The sequence below is a fragment of the Maritimimonas sp. 2210JD6-3 genome (assembly GCF_056591795.1).
In genome coordinates, this window is record NZ_JBWQOJ010000001.1 from 129204 (window position 1) to 150411 (window position 21208).

8 protein-coding genes are annotated in these 21208 nt (G+C 39.1%); 7 read left to right on the forward strand and 1 reads right to left on the reverse strand.

The window, feature by feature from the left end; all coding sequences use genetic code 11:
* Positions 1-61: 61 nt before the first annotated feature.
* The 7 genes from AC1EUY_RS00610 (at position 62) to AC1EUY_RS00640 (ending at position 19584) form a co-directional block, all read left to right on the forward strand.
* Positions 62-2434, forward strand: a complete 2373-nt coding sequence (locus AC1EUY_RS00610; protein ID WP_480193554.1) for a TonB-dependent receptor — start codon at positions 62-64, stop codon at positions 2432-2434.
* A 494-nt stretch (positions 2435-2928) separates the two neighbouring features.
* Positions 2929-4791 carry a DUF8202 domain-containing protein gene (locus AC1EUY_RS00615; RefSeq protein WP_480193555.1) on the forward strand — a complete coding sequence of 621 codons (1863 nt, stop codon included), beginning with the start codon at positions 2929-2931 and terminating at the stop codon, positions 4789-4791.
* A gap of 47 nt (positions 4792-4838) precedes the next feature.
* The gene (locus tag AC1EUY_RS00620; RefSeq protein WP_480193556.1) at positions 4839-14426 is read left to right on the forward strand and encodes a toxin TcdB middle/N-terminal domain-containing protein; all 9588 of its coding nucleotides are present in this window, start codon (positions 4839-4841) and stop codon (positions 14424-14426) included.
* A gap of 11 nt (positions 14427-14437) precedes the next feature.
* A complete protein-coding gene (locus tag AC1EUY_RS00625; protein WP_480193557.1) occupies positions 14438-15127 on the forward strand; it encodes a hypothetical protein in 690 nt (229 codons plus the stop codon).
* 24 nt (positions 15128-15151) lie between these two features.
* Positions 15152-15853 (forward strand): hypothetical protein, encoded by a 702-nt coding sequence (locus AC1EUY_RS00630; protein ID WP_480193558.1) that lies wholly within the window; start codon positions 15152-15154, stop codon positions 15851-15853.
* Between the two features lie 18 nt (positions 15854-15871).
* Complete coding sequence (locus AC1EUY_RS00635) at positions 15872-16501, forward strand: hypothetical protein (RefSeq protein ID WP_480193559.1); 630 nt, start codon at positions 15872-15874, stop codon at positions 16499-16501.
* Positions 16502-16623: 122 nt separating this feature from the next.
* The gene (locus tag AC1EUY_RS00640) at positions 16624-19584 is read left to right on the forward strand and encodes a DEAD/DEAH box helicase (RefSeq protein WP_480193560.1); all 2961 of its coding nucleotides are present in this window, start codon (positions 16624-16626) and stop codon (positions 19582-19584) included.
* 26 nt (positions 19585-19610) lie between these two features.
* On the opposite strand, the gene AC1EUY_RS00645 is transcribed toward AC1EUY_RS00640, so the two are convergent.
* Positions 19611-21206, reverse strand: coding sequence for a type IV secretory system conjugative DNA transfer family protein (locus tag AC1EUY_RS00645; protein WP_480193561.1), 1596 nt, complete (start codon positions 21204-21206; stop codon positions 19611-19613).
* Between the last annotated feature and the right edge of the window lie 2 nt (positions 21207-21208).

The window sequence follows — 21208 nt, forward strand, 5'->3', positions numbered from 1 at the left end:
TATTTACAATTACAAAAAACACTATTGATAATATTCTATTAATATTATCAAGAAAAACTATATGAAATTTAAAATCATTATAATATTTTTTATATTATCAAATATAAATTTTACATATGCTCAAAATAAGATAAGAGGAAAAATTATAGATAAATCTCAAGTGTCTATACCTTTTGCCAATGTTGTTTTATATCAATCAGATATAGACAAAGTTGTGACAGGAACTGTAAGCGATGATACAGGAAATTTTTTATTTAATGATATTCCAGACGGAAGCTATGTACTCGAAATCTCTGTGTTAGGGTTTAAAACTCAAAAATCAGATTCTTTTACCTTATCTAATGAAAATAGTGATATATCAATGGATTTTATCCTAGATGAAGAAACCCAAGCACTAGATGAAGTAGTAATTAAAGGTAATCGTCCAGTAATTCGTCAGACTGCGGAAAAATTAGTTGTTGACTTGGAAAGATCGGAAATGGTAAGTTCCAATTTACAAGATGTCATGAAAAAAGTACCAGGGATAATTGTAACTAATGGTAATATTACTTATGGAGGACAGGAAGGAGTTAGGATTTTGATAAATGGAAAAACTACTGAATATATGGATATGACATCCTTGTTACGTGATTTGCCTGCCGATAATATTGCTAAGATTGAATTGATCCAACAACCTGGGGCGGAATTTGATGCTGAAGGGTCAGGCCCCTTAATTAACATCATCCTAAAGAAAAATGTTAAACTTGGGACAAATGGAAACGTAAAACTTTATACTGGTTATGATAACGAAACTGAATATGGCATAAGTGGTTCTGTAGCTAGTTATAAAAATAAATTGAACTGGCAGCTAAGTGCAGGATATAGAAAAACTGCATGGCGTGAAGATTTGTTTATAGTTCGAAAAGTTAATAATCAAGTATATGACCAATCTAATATTTCTCCTTTCGACCCAAGAACCTACAGGTTCAATGGGAGCTTGGACTATTACATAAATGAACATCATACATTTGGAGTTGGAACAAGTTTTATCAATACGGATTCTGATAGGGTTGCATCCAATAGTACCGAGATTATCGAAATTGGTTCATCAGAAACACTCTTGACTGAAAATAACTTTAAACGTAATAGAAAAACTTATAACATAACTCCATACTATAAGTTTGAAGATGAAAGAAACAAATTGATTTTGGATTTCAACTATGTTGATTACAAGAACGCTAATATCAACAACCTTTATAGTGTTGGTCAAAGTTCTATAATATACGATAATCAACGGTATTTTCAAGACGGTAAATATCAAATATCAACCTATAAAGGAGACTATAAACGTACTATGACCGGGGATTTTAATTGGATGTTTGGAGCGAAGTATTCTACGGTAACTACAGATAACGACTTGCGTTCCTTCGCTCAAAATATGGATGGAAATTTTATTTTGGATAATAATCTAAGTAACCGCTTTTTGATTGACGAAAATATCCTAGCCATATATTTAAAAACATTCAAGAAGTGGAAGTCTTGGTCCTTCTCTGGGGGGATACGGTGGGAAAATAGTAACACAAAAGGAACATCCACTAATCCTGTTGAAACAAGAAATAGGAATATATCAAAATTTTTCCCTAGTGCCAATATCGGAAGAAAGCTAAATGATAAACTCGGAACTAATCTGTCCTATAGTTATCGGATATTAAGACCCTCCTATAATTCTTTAAACTCATTTGTATATTATTATGACCCTTATACTTTTGAACAAGGGAATCCCAATTTAAAACCTGAATTTACAAACAGTTTTCAATTTGACTTTACCTATAATAGCCAACCTTTTTTTAGCGTAGGATATAAAAGTACTACAGATGCATTATTTGAAATTATATCCCAAAATGATGCTACAGCGCAGACATCTCGATCAGTAATCAATCTATCCGAACGAAAAAATTGGAACTTTAGAGCATTTGCCCCTTTAAACTTTATAAAAGGGTTGGGTGGTTATACAGGAATCATAGTAAACTACAATAAATATGAATCAAATGATTTAAAACCAAAATTGAATTTGGATAAGTGGGGTTTAACTTGGTACACAAATATGGAATATCAACTACCTTGGGATATAAATTCAGAATTAACGGGATTTTATACTACTGGTGGTCTTCAAGGTCAAATAGAACACGATTGGTTGGCTGGTCTTAGCTTTGCCATGAGTAAAAAATTTATGAATGATCGATTTAAAATAAATTTCGGTATTGAAGAAATATTCAATCGTAAATTCAAAGGCAATATTAAATATGCTAATATAGATGCCGACATTATAAGCGATTGGTCGCGTCAAAATGTTTATCTTCAATTAACTTACAATTTTGGTTCCAAGTTTAATAAAGAGAAAGAGAAAAGAAACTCATCTGAAGATGAACAAAATAGAGTTAAGGACAATAACTAAAAGAGGGTATTCTATAAGACTACTATCTAAAAAACAGGTGGCAAGATTTATGGTTTATGAATACCAAAAAGTTAGTGGTTCTATATGATATTTTTTCCTTTTGAAGCACATACTTACTTCCTTATAAATCCTTTCAAAATTCAATCGTAAATCCTCGTTGGAGTAATATGTACTATTTTTGGCAATTCTTTTTGAATGGACTGAAGCTTAAACTGCACCTTCTTATCTCTTCCATCAGCAAAGGCAATAAACTCATTTAGTTTTTGTCAAAAAAAGATAGCTTTTTTAGTAGTTAAAATAGTATGGGTCGCCCATACTATTTTTATGGGCAGCACATACCACGGTTCAGTTTTAAGTATTTAACTTTTACCATTAAAATCCGGTTAGATATGAAAAACAATTACCTGTATGTACTACTACTTTTATTGGCCTATACCAACGGCTGGAGCCAATCCAGATTTATCCATTTCAATGCCAAAGAAATAGATACGACCTTGATATCCGCCCACGGCGATTCGTTGCAAGTGGCAGCAGCAACAAATTTCGCAGAGAAAAAAGCAATGATAAATTACAATCCTGCTATCTCCTTTAATGGTACCAATGATTATCTTGTATTGGAAAAACCCATTTCGAATATTTCGCAAGTAACTGTTTTTACCATCTTTAACCCAGTAGTAATAGACACATTGCAAGGCAAAGCTGTTTGGGGATTACATAGTGAAGAATCGGAAATAGCATTGACCACCAAAGGCGCATTTACAGGCAATAAGTTCGCTTACTATACAGGCGGTGAATCCAACATCGCTACTTTACATACCTATACCCAAATGTATCGTTCCAAAGGAGAGCCTGGTACTGAGACCTACATAAGTATAGGAGCTACAAAAAAAGAAAGCCTGTACCCTTATTTTAAGGGAACTATTGCCGAAGTTATTGCATACGATGGCATTCTAAGAGGGACAAAGCGTCAATCTATAGAAACTAGTTTGGCTCTAAAATATGGCATCACCCTAGATGCCGAAAACTATATTACTTCCAAAAAGAAAGTGGTTTGGGATCGAGAAAACGATGCTGCCTATTCCTATAATATTGCTGGTGTTGGTCGGGATGATGAAACGGGACTCTATCAAAAACAAGCTACAAGTTCCAATGCCCCTGGTTTGTTGGGTATTGGAGTAGCTACAATGGCAGTATCTAACAACGAAAATACTGCCGTAATCAATGACCTGGATTTTATAGTCTGGGGAGACAACAATCAACCATTGGAACTGGAACCTGAAGGAAGTGTAACTGATAGAGTTCCCGTATTACAGCGTAAATGGCTGATTAAACCAACAGGAAACTCTGCTAAAGCCATTGAGACCCAATTGCAATTTGATGCAAGTACATTAGGGGACAGTACCCTAACTAAAGATAATTTCTTACTAATCATTGACACGACGGGGGAAGGTGATTTTTTACCTGAAAACAGTAAATACATCCAACCTTCCTCCATTTCTGAACAAGGTATTGCACTATTTAATAACCTTATATGGGACGAAGACAATTCTGGAAAAGACCTGTTCTCATTTACGCTTAAAAAAGATTTAGAGTTGACTTTATCAAGCCAACAGCCCATTATATGCCCTGATGGTTCAACAAACCTGGATTATCTGGCTACAGGGGGCATCCCTCCCTACAGTTATGATTTGGCAAACAATGAAACTTCCGCCAATCAACAATGGGATAGTAGTCAGGATGCTGAACAAAACAATAGCGTAGAAGTTACATCAGAAGGCATTTATACACTTACGGTTACCGATGCCTTGGGTACACAAACCCAACAAGAATACACCATAGTTATAGAAGAACCTTTAACAGTAGATTTAGGACCTAACCGGCAATTGAAGTTTGAAGAGTCTTTATTCCTACAAGCTGTAATTTCAGATGTAAACAGGGTGGTAAGCTATAGTTGGACGAGCGACAACGGATTTACCAGTGAAGAAGAAACAGTTTACATTGATGATCCAGGAACATACACCCTGACCGTTGAAACGGCATTGGGCTGTCAATACTCAGATGACATTCTTATAGAAGAAAGTTTTGTCCGCGAATTTATTATATATCCAAACCCTGTTACCGATGGTACCTATACCATCTCTATTGTACTGGCTGAAAAAGCCGATATAGATGTGACGGTTTTTAGTGTTTTGGGGGTCGAAGTAAGCTCAGAGGAACTTCAGGCCGAAGAAATATATGAATACGATAACAAACAGCGGGCCAATATAAAGGGTCGCGGCCTTCGAACTCCGGGGGTCTATAGTGTAGTACTGACAACACCCTTTGAAACCGTTTCCAAAAGCCTCATTGTAGAATAACCTATCTGTCACCTCTTATGCTATCAACATATAAAAAAACGATCATTATGATGAATTCCAAAATATACACCTTTTTCTTGACCAGTTTGATTTGTGCTGCCACTTTTGCAAATGAAACTATAAAAGAAACACATCCAAAAAAAGATAAGAACAAGACTTCAACAGAACGCTATTATCCTTCCTCTCTAAAAGAAGGCTATATCGGTGTTTTTGATGACCGGCCTTTGGACAGTCCTGCCGATAATGTATTTACGGTAGTCCTGGATGCCATACCGACAAATGACGAAGAAGTATGGCTTACCTATGACCTCTATGGTATTAGCGACCATACCGGTATTTCCCGAAGTATCAACAACCAGCTTTCTGCCGGGGGTTATTTGGTGGCTCTAAACAATGGATGGCAAAAACAAGAAGAGCAACTAAAAAAAGATTGGTTGCAACAGGGCGATAATATCATTCGTTTTACACTTCCTGAAAATGCCGGGTACAACTACCGTATTAAAAATCTGGGTTTACGCATTTTAAAAAAAGGAATTCAAGGGAGAGCTGTAATTATCAATCAACCTTTAGGGCAGAAATATGTCAATGATTTGGGATATCTCAAAGGTTTTGTACAGGGAAAAGACAGTCGGCAAGCACAGGTCTTCATCGACGATGTAGCCATTTATGATGTATCGGAGGAATTTGAGGCGTTGATTCCCAGACCAGCAAAGAAAAACAAGTGGGTATCTACTTTAAAAGTAGTATTCCCGGACGGTGAGACCTTTACAAAACAGATTGCTTATACTACCGCCGTTAAGGCAGACTATCAAAATACGATATCGGTGCGTTCAGCGGATTATGCCGTGAAACGGTATGCACCGGAAAAAACAATGGAGCTTTCCGTACAAGGCGCTGCCATTACAGTGGCTCCACAAGCATTGACGGTATCAGAAAATATCTCCATAACCACTTTGCGGGCAGTAGATATTCCGGCAATGGACGGTACTATGGTCAATGTGACCAAAAAACACAAAGGATACCGATTCTTGCCCCATGGCACACAATTTAAAAAAGAAGCCACCATTCATTTGGATTACGATAGTTCCAAAATTCCTGATGGGTACACACCTGAAGATATCAAAACCTACTATTTCGACGAAAAGTCCAAGCATTGGGTAGCCCTGAAAAAAGACAGTTTAGACACCAAAAATAACCGTATCATATCCAAGACCACTCATTTTACAGATATGATCAATGGCATTATTAAAGTACCCGAATCACCGGAAACGGCCGGGTTTACGCCTACATCTATCAAAGACATAAAAGCGGCTAATCCATCAGCGGCCATCAATACTATAGAGCCACCAAGTGCCAACAATATGGGTTCTGCCAATATTGGTTACCCGATTACCTTACCTGCCGGACGTCAGGGTATGCAACCCCAATTGGGCATTCAATACAACAGTAGTGGTAGTAATGATTGGTTGGGTATGGGTTGGAACTTGCAAATACCGGCTATCAACATCGATACCCGATGGGGCGTACCGCGATATGATACCGCTATGGAAACCGAAACTTATACCATGGGAGGGCAAATGATGGCGCCCGTGGCACATCGCGAGTCACCCGTGGCAAGAACTTCGGAAAAACAGTTCCATCCCCGTGTAGAAGGCAGTTTCAACAAAATCATCCGTCATGGAGACAATCCTACAAACTATTGGTGGGAAGTGACCGATAAATCGGGGACGATATATTCCTATGGAGGAACATCCGGTTTAGGCATAGTGGATAACTCTGTACTAAAAGATGCCAACGGCAACATAGCCCATTGGGCACTGGTAGAAGTACGCGACCTGAACGATAATTTTGTACGCTACCACTGCACCAAAGTACTAGATGTAGGTGTACAGGGTGGCAGTGTGCCTGGTCAAAACATTTACATTGACAGAATTACCTATACAGGACATGGCAATAGTGAAGGAAAATATGAAGTATTGTTTACTAGAGACCGTGAGCTGAACGAGGCTAAACGTACCGATGTAACCATTAATGCACGTTATGGTTTTAAGCAGGTTACAGCGGACCTATTGAAAAAGATAGAAGTACAACTGAACGGACAGAATATACGCAGCTACGAGCTTACCTATGTGCAGGGAGCTTTCTATAAAACCTTACTACAAAAAATAACTGAATTTGATGCCAATGGGCAGGAGTTTACCAACCATGAGTTTGAATATTTTGATGATGTTCAGGCAGGCAATGACTATGTTCCATATACGGCTATGGAAGAAAACTGGACACCACAGGAAGACACTGTAGAAGGTGATTTTATAAACCCCATAGAACATTTTGGTGATGAGGCATCCGCTTTGGGAGCCAATAAATCCAACGGTGGTGGCGGTGCCATTGCGGTAACAGCGGGTATTAATGATGGTAATTTGGCAGCAAAATCAAAAACAGCAGGAGTTTCCGTAGGTTTTTCAAAATCCAAAAACGAAGGGCTGTTGGCCTTAGTGGATATCAATGGTGACGGATTATCGGACAAAGTATTCAAAACGGATGAAGGGCTCTTTTTCAGGGCGAATCAGTCAGGTCCTGACGGTACAACTACATTTAGCGATGAAGACCCGATACCTATCGTTGGAATCTCTAACTTTAATAAAGGAAGAAGCAGTACGACCGACTTCGGCATCGAATCCCATTTTGTCGTTTTTGCCGGCGTACAGTACAGCAAAACAAAAAGTACAACCTCTACGTATTTCTCCGATGTCAATGGAGACCAGTTAATTGATATAGTAAGTGGAGGAATTGTCTATTTCAACCATATCGACGATAACGGAATCCCCACATTTACGGCATCAAGTGCACCAACACCCAGCCCCATCAATGCATCGGATAATATAGATCCGGCTATTGTGGAAACAGACCCTGCCGAACTGGAAGCAGCCATAGACCAAAACCCATTGCATGACGTGGTAAAAGTTTGGGAAGCTCCTTATGACGGTACCATCAGTATTACCGAAAACGTACAATTGGTAGAGGATACCAGTAGCGACAGGCAGGAATATACAGCGGCCGATGGAGTACGTGTAGCCATACAACATATTGGTACAGAACTATGGTCTACCACCATAGCTGCCGATGACTATACCCCAAAAACACCAACAGGGGTAGGTGCTATCACGGTAACCAAAGGCGATCGTATCTATTTTAGGGTACAATCGGTCTTTGACGGAGCCTATGACCAGGTGCAATGGACGCCTACCATAAGCTACACCTTACAAACTCCAGATTTGGTAGATGCCAATAACCTGCCCGTATATGCATACAATTCAGGAAATGATTTTATCATATCGGCACCCATGTCAACAGGCATGGCCATCGACGGTGAAGTTACCATTGAAGGTACTTTTATAAAACCTATTACCACAGATGATGTTACCGTTGAAATCATTAAGGAGACCAATGGTACACAGCAAGTGGTATGGCAACAGGATTTTGCGTGGAACACTGCTGTAAATCAAAATATAACACTTGATCAAACGGTTTTACAGGGAGAGACCTTTTATTTTAAGGTTTTGGCCAATACCAATATAGATTGGGCAGCACTACAATGGAATCCAAGGGTGTATTATACGGTTTCAAATGACCCGAATATTACACAGATAACCGATACTAATGGAAATCCGGTTTTGGAATTTTACCCTACCGTAGATTATAGTTTGTTCAATGTGTCGGCAACACCTACCCTGGCATGGGAAGCCACGCAGAATGAGACCGTTACCATTACCCCGCAACTTACCTTAGATGCAAATACAGAAAACGGTGCCATTGTTTTTTCCATAAAGAAAAGTGATGAATGGCTATACGAACAGAAAATAACCGTTACCAATGGTGTATTGGGTACACTAACACCAACAACGTTGGATGTAGTAACCGGAGATAAATTGTATTTGGAATACCATATCGAAAACAAGCTATTGGCAGATGTGGTAACTTCTACGAACACTGAAATAGCAGGAGCAGCAACAACTGTTGTTGCGGCCGGCTTACACACAAAATTAGAAGAAGCATCCCTATTTGGGGCCATGTACCGCAATTGGGGTCAATTTACCTATAACGGGAACAGGGACAGGGCTACACAACCCATCAATGAGGCAGAACTGGTACTGGACGATGCCATTACGAATCCGCCGGAAATCGATTTGAGTACGGCCACCACCCCTGAAGAAATGGAAGATATGTACGATACCCAGGGTGGAAACCGGGCCAATGAAAACAAGTTTATCTATATGATTCCGAATATGGAAGAACAGGCCTATGTGGGCTATGATGACCTTACCTATGTAAAAAAACAGGTTATCAGTGCCTCCAGGTTGGGGGAAGACGATATTTTGCCGATAAACCCATTAGAGGCAACGGGTAGTTCAGGAGGCACCGGAGCCACTGCCATTAAAAAGGTGGCCAAAAGCGAAAACGTAAGCTTTTCGGTAGGTATAGGACCAGCAGGCCTTAGCTATAGCAAAGGAAATACCATACAAGAGTATGACTATATGGATATGAATGGGGACAGGCATCCCGATATCGTATCCAAAAATAAAATCCAGTATTCCCTGCCTACTGGAGGTTTAGAAGCAAATGCCGTAACACATGCTTTTGGAAGGGTACATTTATCCGAACATGAGGCTACAGGCTTTACCCTGGGAGGCACCTTCTTGAAATCTGGTGACCAAAACTCAGATCAAAAAGGAAAAGGTTCAAAATCCAGTGATTCAGAATCAGAATCTAAAATAGCTGCTGGTATTAGTGGCAACTTCAACACTAATAATGACGAGACCCAATATGCATGGATGGACATCAACGGTGATGGCTTGCCAGACAGGGTCTATACAGGCGGAGAAGTGGAACTGAATCTGGGCTATACATTTGCCCCAAAAGAACAATGGGGTTATGTAGGCATTAGCGATGGCGACGCCATTAGTTATGGTGCCGGCCTTAATATTAATCTTTTTAATTACAGTTTATCTGTTGGTATTGGGCTTTCGAGAAGTGAAAGCGATACCAAAAAAACTTTGCAGGATGTAAACGGAGATGGTCTGTTGGATTATATTGTTGATGCCTCGCCCCTGGTAGTGGCGATCAATACTGGTAATGGCTTTGCCGCTCCAATCCCTTGGGCAGGTGCCGATGCCATACGCGAAGGCGTTTCCACGGGAGAATCTGCCAACGGCTCTTTTACTGCCTGTATTCCTATTTTACTGGCAAAATTGTGTTTTAACCCTTCAGCAAATGCTTCGCATGGGGTGAGCAGGGAAAAAGTACAAATTGCCGATATTGACGGTGACGGTTTCCCAGACTTTTTAAAGTCAGATAAAGACAATGACCTTACCGTATATCGTTCTACCATAGCCCGCACCAATTTATTAAAAGGGGTAAAACGCCCGTTAGGTGCCAGTTTTGCCGTAGATTATAAACGTGTTGGCAATACCTATGGACTGCCCAATGATGTATGGGCGTTGGCACGGGTAGCTATGCACGATGGTTTTGAGGGTGACGGTGCCGATACCATGGTAAGTACCTTTGAGTACGAAGAAGGTCGTTATGACCGTAACGAGCGCGACTTTTATGGCTTTGCCACCGTGAAAAGTCAACAGTTAGATACCGAAAACAGTGATGCCGTGTACCGTACCGTGGTACAGGAATTTAAGACCGATAACTACTACGAGAAAGGAACCCTGGAGCGGGAAGTATTACAGGATGCAAGCGAAAATCTATATACCGAAAGCCTCAATACCTATGAGCTAAAAGATATTGACAGTGGCAGCACCCTGCCCGACACCTTTAAGGCCAGAGATAACGGAGCCGCCTTTTTGGCCGCTACCGAAATGGCCAAGAACTTCTATGAAGGTCAGGGCACTGCCGGAAAGAGTACCCGTATGACTTATAGCTATGATTTGTTGGGTAATGTAACGGGTTATACCGACTTCGGCGATGATGGCAGTGATGATGACATCTCCTCATCCATAGCCTACCATTCGGTGCCTTCCAATTATATTATGGGCCTTCCGAGTAGTATTACAGTTACCGGTAACGGACAGACCTATCGCAAACGTGAGACCAGTATCAATACAGCTACTGGAAACATTACCCAAATACGTAAATATTTGCAAACAGGGGGTGTAGCTACCTATGACATGGACTATGACGGCTTTGGAAACCTGGCCAAGATCACCAGGCCCGAAAATGCCAATGGCGAACGCCTGTTCTTTGAATATACCTACGACCCTGAGGTGAACACCTATACCATAGGGGTTACCGACGGCTATGGCTATAGTTCTTCATCGGAATACGATTACCGTTTTGGGCAGTTATTGTTAAGCACAGATTTAAACGGGCAGCAGATGCGTTATGAAATCGACAATGTAGGACGTATCACCACCATAACAGGGCCGTTTGAACTGGCAGCAGGACTGCCTTATACCATTGCATTTGAGTATCACCCTGAAGCCGATGTACCTTGGGCGGGCACTAAACATTATGACCCGGCCCACCCCGATAACGATCTGGAGACCATTACCTTTATAGATGGTTTAAAACGAAGTTTGCAAGTCAAAAAAGACGGGGATATCCATTCCGCTCCCAATGCTGCCGACGATGAACAGATGATCGTTTCCGGGCGTGTTACCTTCGATGCTTTTGGGCGTATTATAGAAAGTTATTACCCTACAGCGGAACCTAAAGGAGGTGAAAGCGATTTTAACGATACCCCGGATGGCATTACTTCTACTAAAACGACTTATGATATTTTAAATAGAACACTAACATTAACCCTACCAGATGCTGCCGTAACTACTGCGACCTATGGTTTTGGAAGTGACCGTGATGGCAATACCCAGTTCAGTACTAGGGTAACCGATGCCAATGGTATCTGGAAAGAGAATTTTACCAATATACGTGGGCTTACCAAAGCCGTACAGGAACAGTACAGCCAGGGCAGCGATATCTGGACCAGCTATGCCTATAACCCTATCAACGAACTCATAGAGGTAAAAGACGACCAGGACAATATCATCAATTCTAGTTATGACTGGCTGGGCAGGCGTACCGAAGTGGTACACCCTGATGCAGGAATCACCAAATATGAATATGACCTGGCAAGTAATTTGACCAAAAAGATAACCGCAAATCTGGCGGATGCAAATTTGGCCATTGGCTACACCTATGACCATGAACGGTTAACGAACATTACTTACCCACAAAATCCGCAGAACAATGTCACCTATACCTATGGTGCTAGTGGTGCACCCAACTTTAGGGCAGGCCGTATTATAACACAAGAGGATGCTACCGGGGCACAGGAGTTTTTCTATAACGAGTTGGGGGCCGTAACCAAGAACATACGCACCATTATCGTACCGGACGCACAGCTGCTTACTTATACCACCCAATGGGAATACGATACCTGGAACCGTATTACAAGTATGATATACCCCGACCAGGAAACCCTGACCTATAATTACAACCTGGGTGGCCTATTGCATAGTTTTAGCGGACAAAAAGACGGTACGGACTATGACTATGTAAAACAACTGGGCTACGACAAATTTGAACAGCGTGTTTATCTGGGCTATGGCAACGGTACGGAAACCTTTTATAATTACGAACCCGAAAGGCGTCGTTTAAAAACCATGGTGGCAGAAACAGCAACCGACCGTAAGATGATGGACAATGTGTATACTTACGATAAGGTAAACAACATTCTCCGCTTACAGAACAATGCCGAAATACCGACCAGTAACCTTATGGGCGGACAGACCGATTACAATTATACCTATGACGACCTGTACAGACTTACCAATGCCACAGGTAGCCATCTCGGAAGCAACCATGAGAACAAGTATAGTTTGGCAATGGAGTACAACTCTATTCACAGCATTGTTAAAAAAGACCAGTTGCACGAGTTTAAGGGCTACGACGAGACCGAATGGAGCCCGCGTAACAAGACGACCTATGCCTATGATTATGAATATGGCGAAAACCAGCCCCATGCCCCAGTACATATAGGTAATAAAACCTATACCTACGACGCCAACGGCAACCAGACGGGTTGGACACATGATGTAAGCGGGCAACAACGCCAGATACTCTGGGACGAGGAAAACCGTATCAAGGCCATAGCCGATAACGGTGCTATGTTTAATTATGTATATGATGCCGACGGCGAACGTGTATTAAAAAGCAATGGTGGCGGACAAAACGTAAAGGTAAACGGTAAAAATACCGGGGGCAACGGTAGTATTGGTAACTATACCATTTATGTAAACCCCTATGTGGTCATACGCAACAGCATGATCACCAAGCATTTTTATATAGAGAGCCAGCGTATCGTGACCAAACTGGCAGAAAGCAGTGATGGGCTTTTACAGGATACGGCAGGCGATAATATAAACTATACCAATAAGACTGGGCAGTTAAAGGCAAGCATTACAAAACTGTATGCAGATTTGGGCTTGGAGGTGGAAAAAGTAGATGGTGAAGTCGGTAACTCTGGTAAGATACCCCCTGGGCAGAGTGGTATACACCCTGACCATCCAGACCACCCTAACAATGGCAACAACGGTGGTGGAAATGATGGAGGTTCCGGTGATGGAGGAACAGATGCTTCAGGCGGTAATGGTAACAATATAGAAGCCTTTATCTTTTATTACCACCCGGACCATTTAGGCAGTTCTTCGTATATTACCGACGCCAATGGCGAGGTATCACAGCATATAGAATACTTTGCTTTTGGCGAGACGTTCTTAGAGGAACATAGCAATACGGAGAGAACTCCGTATCTCTTTAACGGTAAAGAATTAGACGAAGAAACCGGCTTATACTATTATGGGGCTAGGTACTACGACCCGAAAACATCGGTATGGCAAAGTGTAGATCCACCAATTCTAGGCAAGTTTATGGATGGTGTTCACAATGGCGGAGTTTATAACTCGTTTAATCTGGGCGTTTACAATTATGTTTATCAAAACCCAGTAAAACTACTGGATCCTGATGGTAATCAGACAGAAGCCGTTGTAGATACCGTAACGGATTTTATCCCTTTTGTAGGAAGTGGGAAAGATATTTATAGAGGTGCCAGAGATGGAGACTGGTTAACATTTGGAATAGGTGTTGGAGGCTTAATTTTAGATGTAGTAACTTTGGGCGGTAGTTCTGTTGTTAAAGGAACGGTAAAAACGGTAGCCAAACAAGGTATAAAACAAGTTACTAAAGAAACTGCTGAGCAGGCTGCTAAAGCAAAAGCGAAAAAGGCAGCAATAATTCAAGCTAATAGAATTGCAGGAAAATTGGCAGAAGGAAAAGTAACAAAAACTTTGGCAAAAAGATTTAAGGGAAGTGATATAGGAGAGCAAATTACAGCAAGATTCAAAGACGGAAAAGCAGTTGTTTTTGATAATGTTGTAGTAAAAAATGGTAAAATACAATTAATCAATGAAACTAAATCTGGAGCAGCAAAATTAACTGCCGCACAAAAAAGATTTTTTGAAGGAGGTGAGGCTGTTAAATTTGTAGGAAAGAAAGCAGATGATTTGGGAATACTGGGAAAAAGTACAAATAAAACTAAAGTGGCTACGGAAATTACACGAGTAGACTAATAAATAAATAAATGAAAGTATCAGAAGTAAAAAAACAGTTGTTAGAATCATTTATCCCTTTAAGTAAGGAGTATGATTATAAAATAGTTAAAGGCAAATTTGCATTGATAAAGAAAAGTGCAAATGGATTTTCGTCCTTATACTTTACAGAAAATCACTGGCATGATGAAGTACAAATTATGCCAGCTGTTGAAATTGGTGTAAAGGAGATAGATGATATTATTAATAAATTTGATGAATATCATAAAAGAACTTTTTGGATGAATTTACTCGAATTGAAAGATTGGTATGATATTGGTAAAGTGGATTGGGATAAGTTTAATTTGAATCAAGGAAATAGATATAAACTGTTTAATTATGAAAATGATTTAACGAATGCCTCAATTGATATTCAAAAGTTATTCAAAGAATATGGTATTCGTTATATCAATGAATATGGAAACATACAAGGGGTAGATAAATTGTATAATAGCAATCCAACTGAAGAAGATAACCCCCATTGTGCTGGTTTTCAAGTTCAAAGTGTAGTTGGGTTAGTAGCTGCAAAATTAGCTGATAACCCAAAGTATGATGAAATTGAAAGTGTTTATACGAATAGAATAAATAATCACGAGGAGGAAGATACGATGGATGAAGAAGATATTGAACGCTTTTTTAAAGTTAAAGAATATTTAAAAAACGATGTTTTTGTTGACCAATAGAAATTTTTTTTTAGCACAAAGTGAATGAAATACAAAGTTTGCCTAATATTATCCATGCTATTGCTTTCTTGTGTTAATAATAAGAAAGATACTGTAACCAATACAGCCATTAAGTCTCTTATAAATAAAGATAGTTTACCTGTTGATTCTTTGAGGATAGCTAAAGTTAAAGACACACTTTCTTTAAGACAAAAACCTTTATCTGTTTCAAAAGAGATAAAACGAAGCATAGTAAAACCGGATTCAACCAGTAGAGATATTGTTTTAAAATACAGAAATGTTTTATCTGGAAAATTGGAAATTAAAATTCCTATATCTTTTGAATTGTTGCAGGAAGATATCTTAAAATTAAAGTATCCGAACAGTAACCCAAAAACAGTCAATGTTTATTCAAATGATGAGGCAACAATAAACCTATTGTTTAACCTTTCAGAGAAACCATTGCAAGCAAGTGAACTTCCAAATGTTTTAGAAAAAATAGTTAAGAAGTTTGAAGGTATAAATAGTATAACTATAGAAAATGCCGAAATACAAAAAATTAACGGTAAAGATATTGTTGTAATAGCCTTCAATTCTCAAGCAATTGATACAAAAGTCTATAATTTGATGTTTATTACGGATTTAGAGGGGAAATCATTTACAGGAAGTTACAATTGTACTTTTAAAGAACTGGTTACATGGAAACCGATAGGCATGAAAATTGTAGAATCCGTGAAAGTAATGTAAGCAAAAAATACTATAAAAATGAAAACTATACTATCCATACTATTTTCCCTTACTTTTTTAGTTAGTAGTTATGGTCAGTACTTAAAAGCTGATGTCGTACTAAAAGACGGCACTATAAAGCACGGCTTTATGAAAAAAATGAAGTTTGATACAGATGTTATTCTGTTAAAAACCACCAAAAAAGACAAAGAACCTATTGAAATAGACCAGAAAAAGATTGAGAAAATAATTCTTTTCAATAAAAAAGATGAGTCTGTTTCTTACGAATATTATTATCTACCCGTTGACAGATATTTAGGAAAAATGAGGATAAAAATGGAGCAAAAAAATATTTGGGTACAGTTAAGAATGGAAGGATATGTGAGTCTGTACCAATTTTCTAAAAAAAGTAGTTTTTATGATAATAATATAAGCATGTCAAGAGGAGTTAGCCAGATTGTATACTATGCAATTCGCAAAGGAGAAAAGGTTGCAACCAATATTGGAATAAATACCATGAATGGGTATTACTTAAAACGCGACGGTGCTAAATATTTTGCAGATTATCCCGAATTGTCTGAGAAGCTAAAAAAGAAAAAGAAAGGTTATAGGATAAGAGATATCATACAGATTGTTGATGAATATAATACATGGAAAACAGGTAATTAATCTGCCCTTTTCGGTACATCTGTTATAAAGTATTCCAAAAAAAATGATAATCAAAGTAGCCTTTTCCATTGGTTGTATATAGTTATATTTATGCTTTAAACGGATAAATTCCAAATCTTTTTATGCATAAAAAATGGCTCAATTATTGGAAAAACAGCTTAACCGATTCACAACGGTTACAGGTTGATTTTGAAAAGGAAAAACATTTTGTCATCAAAGATGTATCTATAGCATCTGGTGCTATTCCTGTTTCTATTACCAAAGAGCTTTTTCAAAGCGAAGAGCGGAAATACAACAAAAAAAGAGGAGTAAAAGATGTAACTGATCCAAAATGGGTACAACTCAAAGCTATTGATGTTCTATTGAGTGTTTTTACTTTAGTCCCGGTAGCCAAGCATCTATCTCATTCAAAGTCTGACAAACCTGCATATCCTTTTTGGATTAGGGCAGGTTTAAATCGAGAAGGAACGCTTAGTGTTCCTGACGAACCGTTTCCCTTGATTCCCAGATACTATTTAACCCCATCTGCCGGAAAAGAAGCCGATTTTATTCTGGGTGATGTGGACGTGGTTGACAAAGCAGCCGCGATAAGCCAGATAAAAGTTAAGACTTGGGGTGATTATATGGAATATATTTCCAAAATTTTTCAGGAAATCACCCGACAAGATATTGATACCTTTACCGTGGAAGGTTATCGATTGAACCATGAAATTATCATGTTCTCCCCAGATGAGGAACAAGGTGCTGCTTCAGGAATTATAAACCTCTATCATCATTTGATAGAAAGGGATAAAATCTCCGGATTACTTAAAAACTTAGTTCAACCTGATAAAAAAAGATTCCAAAAACCTGTCGGGGTTGATAAGTATATGGATGGTCTCCCGCTCCATCTTGGGCAAATGGGAGATAATTTTCCGCTGTCCATTACACAGCGGAAAACACTTAACACCTACCTATCGTCTGCTAACCATACAGTCTTTGCAGTAAACGGACCTCCGGGAACGGGAAAGACCACTTTGCTGCAAAGTGTGGTTGCCAATGAAATGGTGATAGCAGCTGTTAAAGGCAATAGGGCACCGATTATTTTGGCCTGTTCATCGAACAATCAAGCTGTACAGAACATCAACGAAAGTTTCTCCAAAGCCGAAAGCTCCCTTCAAAAGTTGCAAGGTAGATGGCTGCCCGATTTTGACGGGTATGCTTCATATTTGCCTTCAAACAAAAAATCGATAAACGAATTAAATGGAATCAATTTTATAAAACTGGATGGTTCAGGAACCTTTAAGGAGCTAGAGAATTTTGATTATTTGGAGAAGGCCAAATCATATTTTCTGGATAAAATATCAGCCTACAAGAATCAACGATTCATCAATATTGAACAATCCGCCAAAGTCTTACGTAATGAAATTCTAGAAATTCAATCTTTACTGGATACCTTTTCGCAAAAATGGAAAACTTATGCTACCGCTTGGGAGCATTTTAAAAAGGCATATCATCCCATAATACCTATTGATGGTTATTTAAAAGATAATTTGGCTGACAGGAGTTTAATTCAAAAAGATATTGAGTGGTTTAATAATACCGAAACATCCATAAATCGATACTATAAAAGTGAATCCGTTTTTCGCAAGCTGGGTTGCTTCTTCGGATTCAAATCCAGTCTTAGTTTGCGTGCTTTTGAAATAGATAAGATTTTTAAAGGTTGTCCAGTCAGGATTTCGCAAAAGCTAAATCGAGAAAAACATCGAGCATTGATGTTTTGCAATGGGCAAATCAATATTCTTGAGGCACTCGAACAATCAGTAATAGCATGGGAAAATCTTTGTGCCGAAAACGATATTTCGGGAATACCACCTCAAAACGAAGATAAATTATGGAAACTTGAGTGGGATAAGATAAACAATAAACGTTTTGAACCCTGCTATTTTTACGATGAACTGGATGTTAAATTTAGACATAAAGCTTTTCAACTGGCGGTACATTATTGGGAAGCCCGATGGCTCTGTGAAGTACCAAAACTTTTAATGGATGATAAAAAGGACAGCAAAGGGTATTACCCTTCCATCCGTAGGTGGGAAATACGGTCTATGCTCACACCTTGCTATGTAAGTACATTTTATATGGCTCCCAAATTTTTTTCCTATTGGGAATATGATGATGAGAACGAGGGATGGGCCAATCCACCCTTAACAGACTTGGTGGACGTACTTATGATCGATGAAGCAGGACAGACAACACCTGAAACTGGGGTGGCAATCTTTAGCCTGGCAAAAAAAGCTATTGTTGTGGGTGATATCAAACAGATAGAACCTATCTGGAATATTCCTTCAAAAATAGATGCTGGTAATCTTACAAAAAATGGACTGCTTTTAGATAATTGGACAGAGTCGGTGCATTATTATGAAAGTCTCGGTGTCCTGGCTTCCAGTGGCAGCCTTATGAAAATGGCGCAAACAGCTACGCCTTATAAAGAGAAAGATGCTTCAGAAAAAGGGCTTCTTCTCAGAGAGCATAGGCGATGTTATGATGAAATCATTGGTTATTGCAATTATCTTGCTTATGGTGGGCAGCTCGTACCGATGAAAGGATCCAAGCAAAACAATCATGTATTTCCTGCTATGGCAATTCAACATGTAGATGGTAATTCCATTACCAAAAACAGGGATAGGTTCAACTTAAACGAAGTAAATGCCATCGTAGAATTTCTTCTTAAAAATAAGATAGAAATAGAATCTATAAACGGAAAGTCCATTGAAGAAGAAGTTGGCATTATCACTCCATTTGTTGGTCAAAAAAGAGCCCTGACAAGAACCCTACTCGAAAAAGGGTTTAATGTAAGTGACATGAAGGTTGGTACTGTACATGCACTTCAGGGGGCTGAACGTTCTATTATCATATTCTCATCAGTGTACGGTGAAGGTGATGTGGGGGTCATGTTTTTTGATAGGGACAATAAACCCAACATGCTCAATGTAGCTGTTTCCAGAGCCAAGGAAAGTTTTATTGTATTTGGAAATAAAAACATATTCAACCCTAAATCAAACAGCCCGTCTGGAATGCTAGCCAAGTACTTGAAATTATAAGCAATCACCAGGTGAAAATGTACTTGTTAGGTCTTTTCTATCTTTTTGTTAAAAATAGATCTCACCTCGTTATGGATACGAATAAAATTCTCCTCTAAGTCATATCTAGTAATTTTTTTATAAGGTGGTAGATTCCTTTTGATTTCAGGTTGTCTGAACCGTACCCTTTTATCCTTACCATCTGCAAAAACGATAAATTCACCCTGCTTGAGCCCATAAAAGGCATCTGCTCTGGTTTTTGCTACTTCTTTTTCACCTTTGGTAATACGCCGTTCCCAACTCAGTCCGCTACTTTTACTGATGCTCTTGGTAGGCTTTTTGACGATCTCGAAAAAACGCTCATAGTATTTTGCCGTATCGGGGTCATTGGCCTTGCCAAAGAATTGATAGGATAGATTGCTTAAAATGGCTTTGCTAGCCTTCTCCCCATACATCATATCATTCTGTATTTTGTCCTGTAACACATATAAAGTCACAATATCATAACTACGGAGCGTTGCCGGAATGCGGTGCATATTTAGGAGCCGAATGGTCGAAGCTTCTTCCAACAATACAAAAGAAGGATTTTGGTTTCTTTCACTCATCTGTTTGGTAATGGTGTGCATAATGGTAGCGATTACCGGGGACAGGGAAGCCTCTTTTTTGGGATTGTTCACAATGGAAATCACTGCCGGATTCTCTGGGCCGTTGATATTTAACGGTACATCATCTGCCGACAGTACCATAAATATTTTTTTGGTGCTGATCTTTTTAAAGGCATTGGCCAGAGTACTTTTAACCCCTGCCGTCTGCCTGTCCGACCCTGTACCACTGATAAAGGCATCCGCCATTGCTTTAGATGTTAAATCCGCCTTTAAAAATACAATGAGTTCTTTGGTCTCCAGATATTGGTATAAAGCGATTAAATGCGGAATGGTACAATATTCCTGATAATCCGTTTTTAATCTCCAGATAAGCCCACCGATCAATCCCTCTACGGCATCTTTAAAAAACCGGGAGGTGCTGTTTTCCGAATCTTTTGTTTCCAACAGGTTTTCCAACAGCACCCTTGATATCTCATACACACTTTCTTCATCGGGTAGGTATCTTGGGGCTATGGGATTTACCTTATGATAAATGGGGTCAAAGGAAACAATATAAAAATGGGTGCTGCTTTTTTGGAACAGGGGATATGCCATTTCCGTAATCTCAAAATTCTTGTAATCGTGTAGTACGCCACAAAAATGATGCATGGCAAAATGTTCCAAGAAATTATAGACCACACTTTCGGTCTTTCCACTACCTGCCGACCCGATGATGGAAACGCCCCTGCGGATATTGTCCAGTTTATATTTAGTCCCCTTTGTCCTTAAAACGACCTTATATATTTTATTGCTGCTGGTCGTCTCTTCTTTATGGGCATATACATATATTAAAATGGCACAAAAAAGAAATGGCAGTATAACGTAAAGCATTGTTCTTAAAAAAGGCTGTAAACCCATAATGGGATATAGCATTGTGGATGCACCAATAAGACCAATAAGCAGCATATAAAAGCCAAAGCGTATATACCTTATAATGATAAAGGATAGTATAAGCCCCGTAACAAAATAGATAATTCCTGAATGTAATCCATCAATCATAT